The sequence below is a fragment of the Actinomadura oligospora ATCC 43269 genome (assembly GCF_000518265.1).
Taxonomy (GTDB): domain Bacteria; phylum Actinomycetota; class Actinomycetes; order Streptosporangiales; family Streptosporangiaceae; genus Spirillospora; species Spirillospora oligospora.
In genome coordinates this window covers 13,304-31,520 of sequence record NZ_JADG01000020.1, presented here as the reverse complement: position 1 = coordinate 31,520, position 18,217 = coordinate 13,304, and the positions used below count along the sequence as shown (strand labels likewise).

Below are 18,217 nucleotides of genomic sequence, written 5' to 3'. Positions count from 1 at the left end.
GCTAGTGCCCCTGAAGAACCCAGCCGGGACCACACGAACGCTCAGGCGGTCCAGGACGGAGACGACGTTCGAACGCCCCTGACAGATGCGACGTGTGAGTCATGATGTGGCAGGGAGTCAGGCGGGGATGGGGCCGCCGTCGGATTCGCCTTTGCGGTTGGGGTCGTCCTCGAGGTACTCGTCCTCGGGCCAGAGGTCGTTGGCCAGCCAGGCGAGGTACTCCTCGTCGCCGGGCGGGAGCTCGGCGGTCATGGACTCGGGGTACGGGGGCGGGGGCTCCGGGGTGCGCGGGGGCATGGCGCGGAGGAGGCGCGGCAGGCACAGGGTGGCGAAAAGGCCGGCGAGCGTGGCAAGGACCAGAGCTGCGATCAACCCCTGCCGTCCTTCCGTACGTAAGGAGCAAAACAGTTGAACGCTACTAGAGGCACCTATCGGACGTCGGAACGACATGCCGCGCATGGGGGAGGGATCTTGCGAAGTTTCACCGGAGTTGGACCATGCCTCGACCCCGGCCGGAACCGGGGGCGAGGAGAGGTGTCACGCGGGGACGGCCTCTTCCAGTTCCTGCTCGAGGTCCTCGCGCGTGGGGACGAGGGCAGGGCGGATCCGGGATTCGTGGAGGGCGGCCAGGCCCACGAGGACGACGCCCGCCAGCAGCCAGAAGGCGAGTGTGAGCAGGTGGCCGCCGAGGGCGTGGCCGTCGAAGTAGACCAGGCCGCGGACGCCCTCGACGAAGCCCGCGCCCGTCCAGAACGAGTGGAGTGAGGCGAAGAAGCCGCTCTGGAGTTCGGGACGGAAGACGCCGCCGGCGGTGGTGAAGTTCAGCATCACGAACAGGACCATCATCGCCAGCATCGTGAAGCGCTTGAGGAAGGTGTGCAGGCCGACGCCGATCAGCAGGATGCCGGTCGAGTACAGGACGGACATCCCGAACAACGCGGGCAGGTCGTGGTCGACGAGGTGGAAGACCGGTCCGGCGAGCAGGGTGCCGATGGCGCCGACGACCACGCCCGTCCCGACGGCGATCAGGGCGCGCAACCGCATGCGGAGGGGCGCGCCGGCGCCCCCGATCGCGGCGACCGAGGTGTAGGAGCCGATGCTCAGCGCGACGAGCAGGAAGAACAGGCCCTGCGCGGTCGGGTCGCCCTTGGCGGGCGGCGCGACGTCGGTGACCTTCAGCGGGGCGTGCTGCGCGGACGCGACGTCGGTGAACACCTTCTGGACGACCGTCGCGGTGGTGTCGGAACCGGCCGAGGCGACCAGGAGCTCGGGGGAGGGGGAGGCGGGCGCGTACGCGCCGAAGATCTTCTGGTCCTTGAGCTGCGCGACGGCGGCGTCGCGGGACGGGACGGTCCGGACGTCGAGGGCGTCGGCCGCCCTGTCCTTCAGCGTCTGCGCGAGGATCTGCGTCTGCGGGCCGCTCCCGACGATCGCGACCCTGAGGTCGTGCGGCTCCGGCTTGTGGAACGCGCCGAGGTAGGCGAGGCCCATCCCGACGCACATCAGCAGCGGGACGAACAGGTGGCCGAAGAGGTGGCGCAGGGTGGCGCGCGTGTCGCCGGAGCTCGTCATGGTCCTCCCATCCAGGTGAGTTGTAAAATACAACTACGCGATAAGTTGTACTATACAACTATGGACGCCGTGACGGAACGTGACGATGGACACCCCCGGGACGAGGCCCTGGAGAAGATCCGCTGGGAGCTGACCGCGCTGGCCCGCCGGGCACGGGCGATCGCCGGGCGCGCCCACCCGGACCTGTCCCTGGTCTCCTACAGCCTGCTCAGCCACCTGACCGAGACCGGCGGGTGCCGCGCGGTCGATCTCGCCGACTACTTCCTGCTCGACAAGTCCACGGTCAGCCGCCAGATCGCCGCGCTCGAACGCCTCGGTTTGGTCGAACGGCACGCCGACCCCGCGCACGCGCGCGGGCAGCGGCTCGCGCCGACCGAGGCGGGCCGCGAACTGCTGGACGAGGCCGTCCGCCGCCGACACGAGGCGATCACTGACCGCCTCCAGGACTGGTCCGACGACGATCTGACCCGGTTCGCCGGATACCTGGTCCGCTACAACGCCGCCGAGGAGTAGAACGGGCAGAATCGTCCCCGTGATCAAAGATGGGGAACGGCCGGAGCCCGTCGAGGCCGCCCGCGGGCTCGCCGAGCACCTCTTCGGCGACGCCCTGACGGTCATCGTGGGCGGCAGCGCGCTCACCGAGCGGCGGACGCCCATGTCCGACCTCGACATGGTGGTGGTCACCGAGACCCGAGAACGCCCCGTGCGGCGATCCCTCGGCTGGGAGGGATGGCCGGTAGAGACGCTGATCCACGATGAGGAGACGCTCGCCGCCTACTGTGACAACAACCTGGCACGCCGATGGCCCGGAATCCCCCGGCTCATCGCCGACGGTGTCATCGTGCGTGACCGCGACGGCCTGGGAGCGCGCCTCCAGGAGGAGATGCGCGACCGCCTGGCGCAGGGCCCGGCCGAGGCGACCCAGGCCGAACTGGACGAGGCGCGCTACGAGGTCACCGATCTGCTCGACGACCTCGCGGGCACCTGGGACCAAGCGGAGATCGCGTTCATCATCGCCAGGCTCATGACCAAGGCCGCGCAGCTCGCGCTTCTGACGGGCCGGCACTGGCAGGGCACCGGCAAGTGGCTCCTGCGCGAACTCCACGATCACGATCCGAACCTGGCCGACCGCCTCGTCGGCGGCCTCCACGACCCGGTGCGGCTGAACGTGACCGTCCGGGAGATCCTCGACCGGGCGGGCGGACGCCTCAGGGAGGGCCACCAGGTCAGCGACCCCCGCCTCCCCTGATCGCCGGAGTTTCCCGGCCCGCCGGGGCGTCGGCGCGGGGGAGGGGGCAGAATCGTGCCCATGGGCGAAGTAGTCACTTACTGCCGGATCTGTGAGCCGCTCTGCGGGTTGACGGCGACCGTCGAGGACGGCGTCGTGACCGCGATCCGCGCCGACCGGGCGCATCCGCTGTCGCGGGGCTTCGCGTGCCCGAAGGGCATAGCGATGACCGAGGTGCAGAACGATCCGGACCGGGTCGTCCAGCCGCTGCGGCGCACGCCGGACGGCGAGTTCGAGCCCGTGACCTGGGACGAGGCGCTCGGCGACATCGCCCGGAGGCTGAACGCCCTGCGCCGCGAGCACGGCGGCGACGCGATCGGCTGGTACTTCGGCAACCCGGCCACGTTCTCGTACACGCATCCGCTGTGGCTGAACGGGTTCATGCGCGCGCTCGGCTCGCCCCACCTCTATTCGGCGGGTTCACAGGACACCAACAGCCGGTTCGCCGCGAGCGCCCTGCTCTACGGCGCGCCGCACCTCGTCCCGCTCCCCGATATCGAGCGGACCGATTTCCTGCTGATGCTCGGCGCGAACCCGCTCGTCTCGCACGGGAGCCTGGTCAGCGTGCCGCGCATCCGCGAGAGCCTGAAGGGGGTCGTCGGGCGAGGCGGACGCGTCGTCGTCGGCGATCCGCGCCGGACCGAGACCGCGCGGGCGTTCGAGCACCTGCCGATCGCGCCGGACGGCGATGCCTGGCTGCTGCTCTCGCTGCTCAACGTGCTCTTCGAGGACGGCCTCGCCGACATCGACACCTGCGCCGGTCAGACCCGGGGACTGGCGACCCTCCGCGCCCTCGTCCGCGGCTTCCCACCCGAGCGGACGCGTGCGCACAGCGGTGTCGCCCCGGACGCGGCGCGAAGCCTGGCGCACGATCTCGCCGCCGCGCCCCACGCCGTCGTTTACGGACGGACCGGAACCTGTCTCGGCGCGCACGCCACACTCGTCGCGTTCCTCATCGACGCGGTCAACGCCGTGACCGGCAACCTCGACCGTCCGGGCGGCGCGATCTTCGGGGAGTCGCCGCTGCCGGTGGACGAGATCGTCAGACTTTCCGGCCTCGGCACCTACGGTCGCACGCGGTCCCGGATCGGTGGCTTCCCCGACGTCCTCGGCACCTTCCCCGCGGGGATCATGGCCGACGAGATCACCACGCCCGGTCCGGGACGGATGCGCGCGCTGATCGTCTCGGCGGGCAACCCGCTGCTGTCGGTCCCCGGAGCGACCGCGCTCGACGCCGCCCTGGACGAGCTCGACCTGCTGGTCTGCATCGATCTCTACGTGACCGAGACCGGCCGCAAGGCGGACTACGTCCTGCCCGCGACCACCTTCCTCGAGCGCGAGGACCTCCCGCTGCCCTTCCTGCAGAACTACCTGACCCCCTACGTCACCTGGACCGAGGCCGTCGTTCCGCCGCGCGGCGAGGCCCGCCAGGAGTGGGAGGTGATCGACGAACTCGCCACGCGCATGGGCATCGGCATCGGCGCGCTCGGTCCGCAACGTCTCGCTCACCGCCTCGGGCTGCGTCCGTCCCCGCGCCTGATGGTGGACGCGCTGCTGCGGACCGGCCCGCGCGGCGACAGGTTCGGGCTTCGGCCGGGTGGCCTGAGCCTCCGGAAACTCCAGAAGAACCCGCACGGGATCGTCCTCGCCGACCATCAGCCGACCGGACGCCTGCGCCGCCGCATCACCCACTCCGACCGCCGCGTCCACCTGGCGCCGGACGTGATCCTCGCCGAGATCGAGCACCTGCGGACCACCCCGCCGACGCCCTCGCACCTTCCGCTCCGCCTGATCGGCCTCCGCGAGCCGCGCTCGCACAACTCCTGGATGCACAACGCGCCGTCCCTCATGCGCGCGCGTACGCACACCGCACGAATCCACCCGCAGGACGCCGCTCGCTACGGCCTCGAAGACGGAGCCCTCTGCGAGATCACGTCCGCACACGGGACGATCCGGCTCCCGGTCGCGATTACGGACGAGGTCACGCCCGGTGTCGTGGCCGTTCCGCACGGGTGGGGACACGGGGGCGGCGGCTGGCGCGTCGCGAACGCGGGCGGCGGCGCGAACGTCAACGTCCTGGCCTCGCCGAAGCCGGATGACCTGGAGAAACCGGCCGGGATGGCCCGCCTGAACGGGATCCCGGTGAAGGTGGGGCCCGTGGTGCGGGAATCGAACACGGAGGACACCGGGGAGCGAACCGGACGCCCGATTACGGACACGGTGAATTAATGATCACCAGTGCCCGAAAGCGGGCCTCTTGGCTAACTCTTTACCTTTGCGTATTGATCGTCAGGAAAGCGGGCCCGACGGGTCCGAGTCGTTCTCGACGTCGAGTCCGACGACCGAGGCGCATCCGGTGCAGATCCACTCGGCCACGACGGCCTCGGGCTCGCTGCCCAGTCCGAGCGCGCGGTACGGCTCGGCGACCGGGCGGCGGCGCATCCCGTGGCCGCAGGACGAGTGCAGCAGGCGCCCGCAGCGGGGGCACGGCCACACGTCCTCGCGGCGCAGCAGGCAGCTCGGGCAGTGCGGGACCTCGGTGAGGTCGAGCATTCCGAGCTCGTGCCGCCACTGCTGTTCCAGGTCGAGGTAGTCGTCGGCGGGCCAGTGGTGGTCGGCGAGCCAGGCGAGGTACTCCTCCGCGGCCGGCTCGAGCTCGGCGGTCAGGGACTCCGGGTGTCCGCCGGCCGCCGTTTCGGTGGCCTGACCAGCCGTGACGGCGGGGTGCGGACGGGGCGCGGCGCGCCGCAACGCGGCCAGCAACGTCAGCAGGCCGACGATCACGATCACGGCCAAGACCATCGCGGAATCCTTTCATGATCGTGCTGCGGGGAAGTCGGATCATGAATTCACTTCACAAAGCCGAGCGAACGCTATCGGAAAGAGTGTTATCGGAAAAGTCGATCACCGTGGAGGTGGAATTCCGATCATGAAACGGCAATGTCCGAAATTCCGCCCAACATGGTCCATAACCCCTATGCCGAACAATCGGGACGGCCCTCCTCCGCGCGCCGCCCGCGACGGACCGACCCGCCCGCCGGTGGTGGGGTTTACCGCAGGTGGCGGGCTCTGGAAGGCCGGAAGAGGGTGGGCGGTGGACCTCATGGTGCGCCGGAACCGCCGTTCCTAACGTTGTGACCATGATCGAAACAACGACGGGATGGACGGTCGCCGCAGCCGGGGCCTCGGCGGGCGAGGGCGGCATCACCGGCTGGGCCATCGACCTGATGGAAAGCCTCGGCGCGCCCGGCGCGGGCATCGCGATCGCCCTGGAGAACCTGTTCCCGCCGCTGCCGAGCGAGGTGATCCTCCCGCTGGCGGGGTTCACGGCGGCGCGCGGCGACATGAACCTGGTCGCGGCGCTGGTCTGGACGACGCTCGGCTCGGTCATGGGCGCCCTCGCGCTCTACGGCATCGGCGGCGCGATCGGCCGCGACCGGGTGCGGGCCATCGTGGACTGGCTGCCCCTGGTGAAGCTGGAGGACCTCGACCGCACCGAGGCGTGGTTCGCCCGGCACGGCACCAAGGCGGTGTTCTTCGGCCGGATGATCCCGATCTTCCGCAGCCTGATCTCCGTCCCCGCCGGGGTGGAGCGGATGGCGCTCGCGCCCTTCCTCCTGCTGACGACGCTGGGCAGCGCGATCTGGAACACCCTGTTCGTGATGGCCGGATACTGGCTCGGCGACAACTGGCATGTGGTCGGGGAGTCCGTCGGCGTCTTCAGCAAGGGCGTCCTGGTGGTCGTCGTCCTGGCGGCCGTCGCGTTCCTGGCCGTCCGCATCGTCCGCAACCGCCGTTCCCGCACGGCCCTCCCCGACACCGGCGTCACCCGTCCCGACATCCCCCTCGCACCCCGCGACCACCGGCCCCACGGCCACCGAGCCCCCAACCACCAGACCCCCGACCACCAGACCCCCAACCACCAGACCCCCAACCACCAGACCCCCTACCACCCGACTCACAACCACCCGACTCACAACCACCCGACTCACAACCACCCGACTCACAACCACGGAGGCCACGACCCCCGCTGGGACGCCGGGTACGGTCGGACCGAACCCCCGAACGATCTTCCGCCGTACCGCCGAGCCTGAGGAATCCCCATTTCACGCCCCACCGACGACGCGCCGGAAGAGCGACGAGTGACAGGCTGGCGAGCCGCCGGACGGATCCTGGGCCGGACCGTCGCGGGCCTGACCCTCGGAGCCGCGACCGCCGTCCTCACCGTCCCCCTGGCTCCCGTCCTCCTCCATGCGGGATCCGCGCGGACGCTGGCCGGGCTGGAACGGCGCAGACTCCTCACCTTCTTCCGCGCGGACGTCCCGCCCCCCGACCGGGACCCGCGCCGCGCGGCGGCCTACCTCCTCGCGCGGGTGCCGATCGGCCTGCTCGGAGGCGTGATCCTGGCGCTGTGCGGGACGGGCGTCGTGTCGGCCGTCCGCCTGGCCGTCGGATGGTGGATCACCGGCCGGAACCTGGACCGGATCCCTCCGTCGCCCACGATCGTCGTGTACTTCGTGCTCGTCGGGATCGTCCTGGCGTTCCTGGCCGCGCAGGGCCTCACCGGAGTGGTGGCGGCGGAACGGCGGCTCGCGGCCCGCTTCCTCGGCCCCGACCAGCTCGAGGCGTACCGGCGGCGCGTCGCGGAGCTCTCGGAGAGCCGCGCCGAGGTCGTCGCCGCCGTGGACGACGAGCGCCGCCGCATCGAACGCGACCTGCACGACGGCGTCCAGCAGCGGCTCGTCGCGCTCGGCATGCTGATCGGCCGGGCCCGTCGCTCGGACGACCCGGACCGCGCCCGCGACCTGCTGCGGCAGGCGCACGACGAGTCGCGCCTGGCCCTCGAGGACCTGCGCGAGACGTCCTGGCGCGTCTTCCCGTCCGCGCTCGACTCCGAGGGCCTCGGCGCGGCGCTCGAGGCGGTCGCCGAGCGCGCCCCGTTCCCGGTGGACGTCCAGGTCGGCCTGGACGCGCCGGGGCGTCCGCCGCGCGAGGTCGAGACGGCCGCGTACTTCGTGGTCTGCGAGGCGGTCACGAACGCGGCGAAGCACGCCGGGGCGTCCCGGGTGTCGGTCCGGGTGACCGGGGACGGCAGAATGCTCGTCGTGAAGATCACCGACGACGGGAGGGGCGGCGCCGAGCCGTCCGGCGGCGGCCTGCGCGGCCTCGCCCGCCGCGCGGCGGCCCTCGACGGGACCTTCAGCGTGGTCAGCCCGCCCGGCGGTCCCACCGAGATCACCGCGGAACTGCCATGCGCCTGACCCCTCCTCCCGAACTCCGAGGACGATCATGCGAGTGACGCTGGCCGAGGACTCCGCCCTGCTCCGCGAGGGCCTGGTCCGCCTGCTGGCCGAGGAGGGGCACGAGGTCGTCGCCGCGGTCGGCGACGCCGAGGCGCTGCTCGCGGCCGTGGCCGCCGACCCGCCGGACGTGGTCGTCGTGGACGTCCGCATGCCGCCCACGCACACCGACGAGGGCCTGCGCGCCGCGCTCGACCTCCGTAGGACCCGTCCCGAGGTGGGCGTTCTGGTCCTGTCGCAGTACGTGGAGCGCAGGTTCGCCACCGAACTGCTCACCTCCAGCGCGAACGGCGTCGGCTACCTGCTGAAGGACCGTGTCGCGCAGGTGGACGAGTTCCTGGACGCCCTGGACCGGGTCCACGCGGGCGGCGCGGCCTTCGATCCGGAGGTCGTCCGGCGGCTGCTCGCGGGCGCCGACCGCGAACGCGCCGACCCCCTCGCCGACCTCACCCCGCGCGAACGGGACGTCCTCGCCGCCATGGCCGAGGGCCTGGCTAACGCGACGATCGCCGAACGCCTGCACGTCTCGCAGAGCGCCGTCGAGAAGCACGCCAACGCGATCTTCGGCAAGCTCGGCCTGGGGGAGTCGCCCGGGTACAGCCGCCGCGTCCTCGCCGTCCTCCGCCACCTGGGCGCGTGACGAGCACGAGCCCCCTCCCGGCCCCGCCGGAACGCGCCCGGACCTGGCAGGCTGACCTCCACGGAACCCGACCGCGACGGAGGAGAACGGCATGACGGACAGGCTCGACTGGATCCCCGCGACAGAGCGTCCCGACCTGCTGGCCGAGCCGGTCGCGGCGGCGATCGCGGACGTCCCGGGCGCCAGGGTCGCCGAGATCGACCCCGAACTGGCCGACACCGCCGCGTTCTGCGAGCGGTACGGCGTCGGGATGGAGATCAGCGCGAACTGCGTGGTCGTCGCGGCCAAGCGCGGCGGCGAGGTGAGCTACGCGGCGTGCATGGTCCTCGCCACCGGCCGCGCGGACGTGAACGGCGTCGTCCGCAAGCACCTGGGGGCACGCAAGGCGTCCTTCGCGCCGATGGCGGACGCGACGGACCTGACCGGCATGGAGTACGGCGGCATCACCCCGGTCGGCCTGCCCGCCGACTGGCCGATCCTCGTGGACGCGGCCGTCGCCGAGGCCGACGAGGTCGTGATCGGCGGGGGAGTGCGCGGCTCGAAGCTCCTCGTCCCGGGCAAGTCCCTGGCCGCCCTGCCGGGCGCGGAGGTCCTCCCGCTGGCCCAGTAGGGAACGTTCACGCACTAACGGTCGGTGCCGCGGAGGTTGTCGGCGACGCGGGTCAGGGCCGTCCCGAGGACGTCCAGCTCCTCGGCGGACAGCTGGTCGATCAGCTCCCGCCGGACGACGCCCCGATGCCCCGGCCGCACCTTGGCGAGGCGCTCCTCGCCCTCGGCGGTGATCTGCGCCCAGATCGCGCGGCGGTCGGTCGGGCAGGGCGTCCGGCGCACCAGCCCGCGCTGCTCGAGCTGGGTGACCTGGTAGGTCAGCCGGCTCTTGGAGATCATCGCGCGGCGGGCGAGCTCGGTCATGCGCAGCCGCCGCTCGTCCGCCCCGCGCAGCGTGACCAGGATCTCGAAGTCGGCGTGGGAGAGCTCGCCGTCCGCCTTGAGCTGCCGCTCGATCTCCTGCTCCAGCAGGTGCGACACGGTGAGGAAGCCCTTCCAGGCGCGCAGTTCGGAGGGCGCGAGCGGGGCGCCGTCGTCTCCGGCGCGTCCGGAATCGACATCCTCGGACGAACCGGAATGTTCGGGACGGTCGGACTGGTCGAGGCGGAACATGAACCCGATTCTATTCGGTTCAGATTTGAATCATCCCCGCGGGAGTGTTAGTACAGGTTTGAACGATCTCGTTCCCCGCCACGAACCCTGCCCGGGCGCTCCCGCCCGGGCGACCCCGCGAAGGAGCTCCCGTGTACCTGTCCCGCAGATTCCCCGCGCTGTCCGACACCGGACTGCTGCTCGGCCGCCTCGTGCTCGGCGTGGTGTTCATCGCGCACGGCTGGCAGAAGTTCCACAAGTACGGCCACGGCGACGTCACCAAGATGTTCGACGGCATGGGCATCCCGCTGCCGAGCGTGGCCGCGTTCTACGCCACGTGGGTCGAGCTGGCCGGCGGCGTCGCGCTGATCGTCGGCGTCCTGGTCCCGCTCGTCGGCGTGCTGCTGTTCGCCGACATGGCGGGCGCGCTCTGGTACGCCCACGCCGACCACGGCTTCTTCTCCGAGAAGGGCGGCTATGAGTACGTGCTCGTGCTCGGCGCCCTCTCCCTGCTCGTGGCCTTCGCCGGTCCGGGACGGCTGTCCCTGGACGCGCTGCTCGGCGGCGGCCTGAGGGGGGACGCCGTCCATGGCGAACGCCGGGCCGTCGAGGTCTGACCCGTCAGAGCCCGACCGAGACGCCGTCCCCGGGTGAGTGCGGGCGCCCGGGGACGGCGCCGACCGGCGAAGGGCCCGGAACCGACCGGCGGGGGTCGGCTCCGGGCCCTTCTCACGCCTCCGCTTTCTGTCATCTCCTGCCTCCATGTCGTGTCGCGCGAAGAATGGGCAGGTAGTGCCCCGTATGATGCGATCTTGTGATCATGTGCCCGCGTGACCGGCTCCCGCGGCGGGTAGAGCACAGGTGATCACGCGGATCATGGAAGGGCAGGTCCTGGGGTGTCGCGCGCTAGTGAGTTCGTCGTGGTGGCCAACCGCCTCCCCGTGGACAGGATCGTCGGCGAGGACGGCGAACCGTCCTGGCGGCGCAGCCCCGGCGGCCTGGTCAGCGCCATCGCGCCGCTGATGCGCCGCCGCCACGGGACCTGGATCGGCTGGTCCGGCGCCCCCGACGAGCGGCTCGAGCCGTTCCGGGAGGACGGCATGTCGCTCGTCCCCGTCCACCAGTCCGCCGAGGAGGTCGAGCTCTACTACGAGGGCTTCTCCAACGCCACCCTCTGGCCGCTCTACCACGACGTCATCGCGCCGCCCGTCTACGACCGGGCGATGTGGGACGCCTACGTCCGCGTCAACGCGCGCTTCGCCGAGGTGGCCGCCGATGTCGCGGGCAAGGGCGCGATGGTCTGGATCCAGGACTACCAGCTCCAGCTCGTCCCCGCGATGCTCCGCCGCCTCCGCCCCGACCTGCGCATCGGGTTCTTCCTGCACATCCCGTTCCCGCCGCTGGAGCTGTTCTGGCAGCTGCCGTGGCGCCGCCAGATCCTCGAGGGGCTGCTCGGCGCCGACCTGGTCGGATTCCAGCTCCCCGGCGCGGCGCAGAACTTCGTCCGGCTGTGCCGCCGCCTGCTCGACGCCCGCACCTTCAAGCAGGACGTGTTCTGGGACGGCCGCACCGTCCGCGCCCGCGCGTTCCCGATCTCGGTGGACGCCGAGGAGCTGGGCCGTCTCATCGCCCAGCCGTCCGTCCGCCGCCGGGCCGCCGAGATCCGCGAGGACGTCCGCGACGCCAAGCTGCTGCTCGGCGTCGACCGGCTCGACTACACCAAGGGCATCACCCAGCGCCTCGAGGCGTTCGGCGAGCTGTTCCGCGACGGCGAGCTGCGCCCCGGCGAGGCCACCTTCATCCAGATCGCCACGCCCAGCCGCGAACGCGTCGAGCAGTACCAGCTGCTCCGCGACCAGATCGAGCAGCAGGTCGGGCACATCAACGGCGAGCACGGCGAGATCGGCACACCGGTCATCCACTACCTGCACACGTCCTACGACCGGCCCGAGCTCGCCGCCCTCTTCCTCGCGGCGGACGTCATGGTCGTCACCCCGCTGCGGGACGGCATGAACCTGGTCGCCAAGGAGTACGTCGCCTGCCGCGAGGACCTGCGCGGCGCCCTCGTCCTCAGCGAGTTCGCCGGCGCCGCCGCCGAGCTCAAGCGCGCCTACCAGGTCAACCCGTACGACATAGACGGCCTGAAGCAGTCCCTGCTGGACGCCCTGCGCGACCACCCGGCCGAGCAGGGCCGCCGGATGCGCTCGATGCGCCGCCGCGTCCTGGAGCACGACGTGGACCGCTGGGCCCACGACTTCCTCGCCGCCCTGGAGGAGCCGACCCCGCCCACCGCCATAGCCCGCGAAGCCGTCTGAACGCCCCGCCCGCTGCTCGCTCAGGAAGGCGAAGCATCGGGCGGACGAACGAGCCCGCTACTCTCGGCCTCCGCGCGCATGAAAGCACGACGGGCGTGCCGTCCGAGTGGAAGAGACGGCACGCCCGTCGCGGGTCCTTCAGGGCGGGAGCGCGGAACCCCGAGAGTCAGGACGCCAGGTTGAAGGCCGCCCAGACGGCCTTGCCTCCGGTGCTGAGCGGCGCCCAACCCCACGCGTCGCTGACACCTGCGACGACGACGAGTCCACGCCCGTCCTCGCTGAAGGCGTCCTCGGGGTGGGCCACGGTGGGCCTGCTGCCGCCGGGGTCCGTCACGGTGACGACCAGGCGACGCGGGTGACCGAGCAGCACCAGCTGTATCGGACGTGACTGAATCTGGTTTACGGACGTCTCCACCCCGTGTCGGAGTGCGTTGGTGACCAGTTCGGAGACGGCCACCAGCACGTCGGAGCCATCGCCGGGCATCCCCCACCCGGCGAGGGTCTCGCGCGCGAACCCGCGGGCCGCGCGGGGCGCCGTGGGGTCGGCCGACAGGACCTTGCGGGCGGTGCGCGGGCTGCCCGCGTGCGGGGTCGGCCAGAGTCCGGCAAAGCCGGACGAAGTGGTCGCATCCCGGTGACTGGACAGCAAGGGGGTTGTGTCCCCGGCCGCGGCGCCGTCGGCCGTCGCGGGGTCGGGGGAGGCGTACGGGAGCTCCAGGGGCCGCCGGCCCCGCTCGATGGAAGCCGCGAGGTCGTCGGCCTGGTCAACGAACATTGGCAACCCCAGGGGCGTGCGGACGGGACGGGTGCGAGCGTTCGCTATCTTGCTCCTCAAGTCGTGCAGATGCAAGACCGTATGCAAGCACGGATGCATGGCTATATGCACAACCAGATGCACGTGCATTTCGTATCATCGCTCTCGGGGCCGGTCCGGTGCCGGGGGTGGGGACAGGGCGGCCCGTCCTCGGGACGGGCCACGAACGCAGCAAGGGGGGCTCACGATGGACGGCGAGTCAGTGCCGACCGTCATGCGCGGACGGCTCGAGTGGCAGAAGAGCCGCCGTAGCAATCCGAACGGCAACTGCGTGGAGCTGGCGGAACTGCCGACGGGGGACATCGCGGTCCGCAACTCCCGCGATCCCGAGGGGCCGATCCTCGTGTACACGCGCGCGGAGGTGGAGGCGTTCGTGGGCGGGGCCAAGGACGGGGACTTCGACCACATGCTGGTCTGAGCGCCGGGCCGCGTTCCGATCGCATCACCCGGAAGCGGCCCGACGTCACCGGCTCGATCCGGCGCTGAGAGCGGGGTCGAGCGCCGCCGTCCGAACCCGATCGGTGCTCGCGCGCCGGAACCGGCCCGTCCAGGGGCCCGGAATGGGCCCCTTCCGGCGGTCCGAATCGGGGCCGTCCCGACAATCCGAAATCGGCGGGCCGTCTTCGGGCGGTCCGTGACCGGCTGTGCGCCGATCCGGGAACCGGCGTCCGGCCGCCGCCCGGGCGGCATACCGAACGGCATTCCATTCCAGGTCCGGGGCCGGTACCGTGCGGTGCCATGCACCTGGGGCAGATCGCCGCTCAGACGCCCGACAAGCCCGCCGTGATCATGGCGGGATCCGGCCGGGTCCTCACCTTCCGGGAGCTGGACGAGGAGTCCACCCGCCTGGCCCGGCTGCTCGCCGCCGCGGGGTTGCGCCCCGGCGACCACATCGCCTTCATGCTGGAGAACCATCCGCTGTTCCTCGCGGTCGCGTGGGCGGCGCAGCGCTCCGGCCTCTACTACACCGCCGTCAGCTCCCGGCTCCAGAGCGACGAACTCGCCTACATCGTCGACAACTGCGAGGCGAAGGCGTTCATCACCAGCGCCGCTCTCGCCGACCGCGCCGCCGCCGTCCCGTCCGAGCGGATCCCGAACGTCACGCTGAAGCTGATGCTCGACGGCGCCGCGCCGGGTTTCGAGTCCTATGAGGAACGTGTCGCCGGGCAGTCGCCGACGCCACTGCCCGACGAGGTCGAGGGCGCCGACATGCTCTACTCGTCCGGCACCACGGGGCGTCCCAAGGGGGTCAGGACCCCGCTCACGCTCGCCCCCGCCGGGACGCCGTCCGGGCTGTTCCAGCTGATCACGCTGCTGTTCCAGCCGGACGCCGACTCGGTGTACCTGTCGCCGGCGCCGCTGTACCACGCGGCACCGCTGCGCTACAGCCTCAACTTCCATCGTTGTGGTTCGACCGTCGTGGTGATGGAGAAGTTCGACCCGGAGGGGGCCCTGGCGGCGATCGAACGGTACGGCGTCACGCACAGCCAGTGGGTGCCGACGATGTTCATCCGGATGCTGAAGCTGTCCGACGAGGTGCGCGGGCGATACGACCTGTCATCGCTGAAGCACGCCGTCCACGCGGCGGCGCCCTGCCCGATCCCCGTCAAGGAGCGGATGCTCGACTGGTGGGGCCCGATCCTGCACGAGTACTACGCGGCGACGGAGGGCAACTGCTTCGTCTACGCGAGTCCGTCCGACTGGATCGCGCACAAGGGCACCGTCGGCCGTCCGATCCTCGGGCGGGCGCACGTGTGCGACGAGGACGGCAACGAGCTTCCGCCCGGTCAGGACGGCACGCTCTACTTCGGTGACGGCGGCTCGTTCGAATACCACGGCGACCCGGACAAGACCGCCGAGTCCCGCGATCCGTGGGGCCATGGCTGGACGACCCTCGGCGACGTCGGCCATGTCGACGAGGACGGGTTCCTCTACCTCACCGACCGGCGCTCCTACATGATCATCAGTGGCGGGGTGAACATCTACCCGCAGGAGGCGGAGAACGTCCTCGCCGTCCACCCGGACGTGGCGGACGTCGCCGTCATCGGTGTCCCGGACGAGGAGATGGGCGAAGCCGTCAAGGCCGTCGTCCAGCCGGTGGATCCGGAGCGGGCGGGACCGGATCTGGAGGCTGAGCTCATCGCCTACTGCCGTGACCGCCTCGCCCACTACAAGTGCCCGCGCTCGATCGACTTCCGCGCCGAACTCCCACGCCATCCCACCGGCAAGCTCTTCAAGCGCCTGCTGAAGGACGAGTACTGGAAGGGGCACACGCCGACCGGGGCCGTTTGACGCGGGTGGGCCAGGGCCCGGGGTGGGTGATCCGCTCAGGGCAAAACGGCGTGCGGGGGAGCTGGCGTCGCCAGCATGATCACTCCATGTCCTATGAGATCACTGCACGACAGGTCGAGATCGAGGTCGGCGGCTCGGGCCGGATGACCGCCTACCTGGCGCGTCCGGACGACGCGGAGACGCGTCCGGTCGTGCTCGTCGGCTCCGAACTGTGGGGGCTGACCGGCGAGGTGCGCGAGATGGTCCGCAACGTCGCGGAGCTGGGCCATGTCGCGATCGCTCCCGACATCTACCACCGGTTCGGCACCGAGGGCGCGTCCGGGATGGAGGAGAACGACGCGAACCGGCAGCGCGGATTCGAGATGATCGGCCGGCTCACGCGCAACGACGTCGCGGACGATCTGAGCGCTGCGCTGGCGTTCGCGCGGGCGGAGGCGAACGGGGGCTCGAAGGCGGGCGCGCTGGGGTTCAGCCTGGGCGGGCACGTCGCCTTCTTCGGCACCGCCCGCCTGGGGCTGACGGCTGCGGCGATCTACTACCCGGGGTGGTTGTCGGTCGCCGGGACCGCGCTGAGCCGTCCCGAGCCGCTGGTGGAGGTCGCGGCGCGGGAGATCGCCGACGGTGGCGGCCGGATGCTGCTGTTCTGGGCCGAACTCGACCACGTCATCGACGCCGAGCAGCGGAGGCGCGTGGACGAGGAGCTGACGGCGGCCGGAGTCCGGCACGAGTCGGTCGTCTATCCGGGCGCCAAGCACGCCTTCTTCTTCCCCGGCCGCGAGATGTACGACAAGGACGCCGCCGAGGACTCGTGGGGGCGCGTCCGGGAGTTCTTCGCCGCCGAGCTGGCCTGACCGGGTTACGCGGGCGGTGAGCTCGCGCGCGGGGTGACGAGAAAGCGGGAAGCCCCGGCGTCCGGTCCCTGTGAGGGGGGCCGGACGCCGGGGCGTCCTCGTGACGGGCGTCCGCTGGTCGCGGACGGTCCGCCGGTGACGGGAGACCCGTCAGTGCATCGGCATCGGGGCCTCGATGTCGGTGTTCTCCGGCTTGCGGCGCGGCAGGAACAGCGCCGGGATGAAGGCGAGGACGAGCAGCGCCGCCGACCACCAGTAGGTGGTCTGGAACGCGTCCGCCATCTTGTGCGGGATCTGCGCCAGGACGTCCGGCGGGAGCTTCGCCATCGCGGCGGCCTGCTGGGCCTGGTCGCCGCCCGACGGGAGCCCGCGGTCCTTCAGCTGGGTGGCCAGCAGGACCGCGATGAACGCGGTGCCGACCGAGCCGGCGACCTGCTGGATGATGTTCAGCGCGGTGCTCGCCCGCGGAACCTCCGCGTGCTGCAGCGTCTGCATCGCGGCGGACATGGTCGGCATCATCGTCATGCCCATGCCCATGCCCATCACGAACAGCGCGCCGCCGAGCGCCCAGAACGAGGAGTCGACGCTGATCTGGGTGGCGAACGCCGCCACACCGATGATCACCGTGGCCAGGCCGACCAGGACGACCTTGCCCGGGCCGAGCTTGTCGGTCAGCTTGCCGCCGACCGGCATGGTGATCATCGCGCCGAAGCCCTGCGGGGCCAGCAGCAGGCCGGCGTGCAGCGCGTTCTGGTGGCGGATCGACTGGTAGTACAGCGGCAGGATCAGCATCGCGCCGAAGAACGCGCAGGCGAACAGCACCATCGTGCCCGCCGCCGCCGCGACCGAGCGGCGCTTGAACAGCCGCAGGTCGATCAGCGGGGCGGCGTTGCGCTTGCTCAGCGCGTGGAAGCCGAACAGCAGGACCAGGATGGCGCCGCCGACCGTGGTGGCCAGCACGTCCGGACGGGCGAAGTCGTTCTTCTCCGCGCCGGTCGCCAGGCCGTAGATCAGCGCGGCGAGACCCGGCGACAGCAGGATCAGGCCGAGGAAGTCGAGCTTCTCGCCCTTGCCCGGCTCGTCCTTCTTCAGGATGCGCGCGGCGAGGACCACGGCCACGGCGCCGATCGGCACGTTGATGTAGAAGATCCAGCGCCAGGACACGTCGTCGACCAGGTAGCCGCCGAGGATCGGGCCGAGGATCGGGCCGAGCAGCATCGGGATGCCGACGATGCTCATGACCTGGCCGACCCGCTGCGGACCGGCCGTCTGGGTCAGGATGGTCATGCCGGCGGGCATGATCATGCCGCCGCCGAGACCCTGCAGGACGCGGAACGCGATCAGGGACGGCGCGTCCCACGCGGTGCCCGCGAGCGCGGAGCCCGCGACGAACAGGATGATCGAGATGATGTACAGCCGCTTGGTGCCGAACCGCGACGCGGCCCAGCCGGTGACCGGGATGACGGTGGCGAGCGCCAGCGTGTAGCCGGTGGCGACCCACTGGATCGTGCCCAGGTCGGTCTTGAAGCTTTCGGAGAGATGACGCAGTGCGACGTTGACGACGGTCACGTCCAGGATGGACATGATCGCGCCCAGGACGACGACCATGGCCACCGCGAGCACGCCTCGATCGAGACCTCCGCTCGAGGCGCCCGCCTCAGGAGGGCCGTCCGTCGTCCGGGGAGACGCGGGAGCGGTCAAGAGAATCTTCCAATCGTTGGGCCCGCGCGCACGGGCAGCGTGAACGGACACGGGGTGGTCCGGGGATCGACCGCGCCAAAATAGTGCAGTCACTGACACTTTCGCGAACCATTAAACCCGGCAGGTTCACGGAGTATTCCAGCGACCTACGACACTTCCGGCAGCTCGCCGCGTCCTGGGAGGTCCTGGAGTTCCCAGGTGAATGTGACCTTCGCTACACCACACCCTCACCGTCTCGCAAGGTGCCCGTGCGCTCGCGGAGCGTGGTCGATCCGGCCTCTTCCGAAATCTCCGATCTCCTCTG

General features: G+C 71.1%; 18 protein-coding genes. 12 read left to right on the top strand and 6 right to left on the bottom strand.

Annotated elements, in window-relative coordinates; translation table 11 throughout:
• Positions 1–117: 117 nt before the first annotated feature.
• Both P696_RS0127930 and P696_RS0127925 read right to left on the bottom strand, forming a co-directional pair.
• Positions 118–372 (bottom strand): hypothetical protein, encoded by a 255-nt coding sequence (locus tag P696_RS0127930; RefSeq protein WP_026414906.1) that lies wholly within the window; start codon positions 370–372, stop codon positions 118–120.
• A 165-nt stretch (positions 373–537) separates the two neighbouring features.
• Positions 538–1,572, bottom strand: a complete 1,035-nt coding sequence (locus P696_RS0127925) for an ABC-2 transporter permease (RefSeq protein WP_026414905.1) — start codon at positions 1,570–1,572, stop codon at positions 538–540.
• 60 nt (positions 1,573–1,632) lie between these two features.
• Between P696_RS0127925 and P696_RS0127920 the strand changes: the two genes are divergently transcribed.
• The 3 genes from P696_RS0127920 to P696_RS48615 are packed head-to-tail and all read left to right on the top strand — an operon-like array spanning position 1,633 to position 5,089.
• Positions 1,633–2,085 carry a MarR family winged helix-turn-helix transcriptional regulator gene (locus P696_RS0127920; RefSeq protein WP_064744136.1) on the top strand — a complete coding sequence of 151 codons (453 nt, stop codon included), beginning with the start codon at positions 1,633–1,635 and terminating at the stop codon, positions 2,083–2,085.
• A gap of 19 nt (positions 2,086–2,104) precedes the next feature.
• On the top strand, positions 2,105–2,821 hold the full coding sequence (locus P696_RS0127915) for a nucleotidyltransferase family protein (protein ID WP_051468267.1): 717 nt from the start codon (positions 2,105–2,107) through the stop codon (positions 2,819–2,821).
• A 60-nt stretch (positions 2,822–2,881) separates the two neighbouring features.
• Complete coding sequence (locus tag P696_RS48615; RefSeq protein ID WP_051468266.1) at positions 2,882–5,089, top strand: molybdopterin-dependent oxidoreductase; 2,208 nt, start codon at positions 2,882–2,884, stop codon at positions 5,087–5,089.
• Positions 5,090–5,149: 60 nt separating this feature from the next.
• Here P696_RS48615 and P696_RS57025 read toward each other — a convergent pair whose 3' ends face one another.
• The gene (locus tag P696_RS57025; RefSeq protein WP_034487327.1) at positions 5,150–5,662 is read right to left on the bottom strand and encodes a hypothetical protein; all 513 of its coding nucleotides are present in this window, start codon (positions 5,660–5,662) and stop codon (positions 5,150–5,152) included.
• A gap of 338 nt (positions 5,663–6,000) precedes the next feature.
• Here P696_RS57025 and P696_RS54935 point away from each other — a divergent pair, with 338 nt between their 5' ends.
• From P696_RS54935 to P696_RS0127885, 4 genes are all read left to right on the top strand, one after another.
• Complete coding sequence (locus tag P696_RS54935; RefSeq protein WP_084338267.1) at positions 6,001–6,954, top strand: DedA family protein; 954 nt, start codon at positions 6,001–6,003, stop codon at positions 6,952–6,954.
• 48 nt (positions 6,955–7,002) lie between these two features.
• The gene (locus P696_RS0127895; RefSeq protein WP_051468265.1) at positions 7,003–8,121 is read left to right on the top strand and encodes a sensor histidine kinase; all 1,119 of its coding nucleotides are present in this window, start codon (positions 7,003–7,005) and stop codon (positions 8,119–8,121) included.
• 28 nt (positions 8,122–8,149) lie between these two features.
• A complete protein-coding gene (locus P696_RS0127890) occupies positions 8,150–8,800 on the top strand; it encodes a response regulator transcription factor (protein WP_026414901.1) in 651 nt (216 codons plus the stop codon).
• A gap of 91 nt (positions 8,801–8,891) precedes the next feature.
• Positions 8,892–9,410 carry a YbaK/EbsC family protein gene (locus P696_RS0127885; RefSeq protein ID WP_026414900.1) on the top strand — a complete coding sequence of 173 codons (519 nt, stop codon included), beginning with the start codon at positions 8,892–8,894 and terminating at the stop codon, positions 9,408–9,410.
• A gap of 14 nt (positions 9,411–9,424) precedes the next feature.
• Here the strand turns inward: P696_RS0127885 and P696_RS48600 are convergent, their stop codons facing one another.
• Complete coding sequence (locus P696_RS48600) at positions 9,425–9,961, bottom strand: MarR family winged helix-turn-helix transcriptional regulator (protein WP_084338265.1); 537 nt, start codon at positions 9,959–9,961, stop codon at positions 9,425–9,427.
• 131 nt (positions 9,962–10,092) lie between these two features.
• Between P696_RS48600 and P696_RS0127875 the strand changes: the two genes are divergently transcribed.
• Together P696_RS0127875 and P696_RS0127870 are read left to right on the top strand one after the other, a co-directional pair.
• A complete protein-coding gene (locus tag P696_RS0127875) occupies positions 10,093–10,557 on the top strand; it encodes a DoxX family protein (RefSeq protein ID WP_211245881.1) in 465 nt (154 codons plus the stop codon).
• Positions 10,558–10,836: 279 nt separating this feature from the next.
• Complete coding sequence (locus P696_RS0127870; RefSeq protein ID WP_026414898.1) at positions 10,837–12,255, top strand: alpha,alpha-trehalose-phosphate synthase (UDP-forming); 1,419 nt, start codon at positions 10,837–10,839, stop codon at positions 12,253–12,255.
• Positions 12,256–12,421: 166 nt separating this feature from the next.
• Here the strand turns inward: P696_RS0127870 and P696_RS53040 are convergent, their stop codons facing one another.
• Complete coding sequence (locus tag P696_RS53040) at positions 12,422–13,030, bottom strand: ATP-binding protein (protein WP_026414897.1); 609 nt, start codon at positions 13,028–13,030, stop codon at positions 12,422–12,424.
• Between the two features lie 226 nt (positions 13,031–13,256).
• Between P696_RS53040 and P696_RS0127860 the strand changes: the two genes are divergently transcribed.
• The 3 genes from P696_RS0127860 to P696_RS48590 all read left to right on the top strand — a co-directional run bounded on the left by P696_RS0127860 (position 13,257) and on the right by P696_RS48590 (position 16,212).
• Entirely contained in the window at positions 13,257–13,487 is a 231-nt protein-coding gene (locus tag P696_RS0127860; RefSeq protein ID WP_051468263.1) for a DUF397 domain-containing protein, read from the top strand.
• Between the two features lie 320 nt (positions 13,488–13,807).
• On the top strand, positions 13,808–15,361 hold the full coding sequence (locus tag P696_RS0127855) for an acyl-CoA synthetase (RefSeq protein ID WP_026414895.1): 1,554 nt from the start codon (positions 13,808–13,810) through the stop codon (positions 15,359–15,361).
• An 86-nt stretch (positions 15,362–15,447) separates the two neighbouring features.
• A complete protein-coding gene (locus tag P696_RS48590) occupies positions 15,448–16,212 on the top strand; it encodes a dienelactone hydrolase family protein (RefSeq protein WP_051468262.1) in 765 nt (254 codons plus the stop codon).
• Positions 16,213–16,362: 150 nt separating this feature from the next.
• Here the strand turns inward: P696_RS48590 and P696_RS0127845 are convergent, their stop codons facing one another.
• Positions 16,363–17,835 (bottom strand): DHA2 family efflux MFS transporter permease subunit, encoded by a 1,473-nt coding sequence (locus P696_RS0127845; RefSeq protein ID WP_245627841.1) that lies wholly within the window; start codon positions 17,833–17,835, stop codon positions 16,363–16,365.
• Positions 17,836–18,217 lie beyond the last annotated feature (382 nt).

What these genes read in the sequence shown, in the direction of transcription:
- P696_RS48615 (WP_051468266.1), top strand. Translation starts at nt 2,882, where the DNA reads ATGGGCGAAGTAGTCACTTACTGCCGGATCTGTGAGCCGCTCTGCGGG.
- P696_RS48590 (WP_051468262.1), top strand. Translation starts at nt 15,448, where the DNA reads ATGTCCTATGAGATCACTGCACGACAGGTCGAGATCGAGGTCGGCGGC.
- P696_RS0127925 (WP_026414905.1), bottom strand. Translation starts at nt 1,572, where the DNA reads ATGACGAGCTCCGGCGACACGCGCGCCACCCTGCGCCACCTCTTCGGC.
- P696_RS0127885 (WP_026414900.1), top strand. Translation starts at nt 8,892, where the DNA reads ATGACGGACAGGCTCGACTGGATCCCCGCGACAGAGCGTCCCGACCTG.
- P696_RS0127855 (WP_026414895.1), top strand. Translation starts at nt 13,808, where the DNA reads ATGCACCTGGGGCAGATCGCCGCTCAGACGCCCGACAAGCCCGCCGTG.
- P696_RS0127860 (WP_051468263.1), top strand. Translation starts at nt 13,257, where the DNA reads ATGGACGGCGAGTCAGTGCCGACCGTCATGCGCGGACGGCTCGAGTGG.
- P696_RS53040 (WP_026414897.1), bottom strand. Translation starts at nt 13,030, where the DNA reads ATGTTCGTTGACCAGGCCGACGACCTCGCGGCTTCCATCGAGCGGGGC.
- P696_RS54935 (WP_084338267.1), top strand. Translation starts at nt 6,001, where the DNA reads ATGATCGAAACAACGACGGGATGGACGGTCGCCGCAGCCGGGGCCTCG.
- P696_RS57025 (WP_034487327.1), bottom strand. Translation starts at nt 5,662, where the DNA reads ATGGTCTTGGCCGTGATCGTGATCGTCGGCCTGCTGACGTTGCTGGCC.
- P696_RS48600 (WP_084338265.1), bottom strand. Translation starts at nt 9,961, where the DNA reads ATGTTCCGCCTCGACCAGTCCGACCGTCCCGAACATTCCGGTTCGTCC.
- P696_RS0127920 (WP_064744136.1), top strand. Translation starts at nt 1,633, where the DNA reads ATGGACGCCGTGACGGAACGTGACGATGGACACCCCCGGGACGAGGCC.
- P696_RS0127890 (WP_026414901.1), top strand. Translation starts at nt 8,150, where the DNA reads ATGCGAGTGACGCTGGCCGAGGACTCCGCCCTGCTCCGCGAGGGCCTG.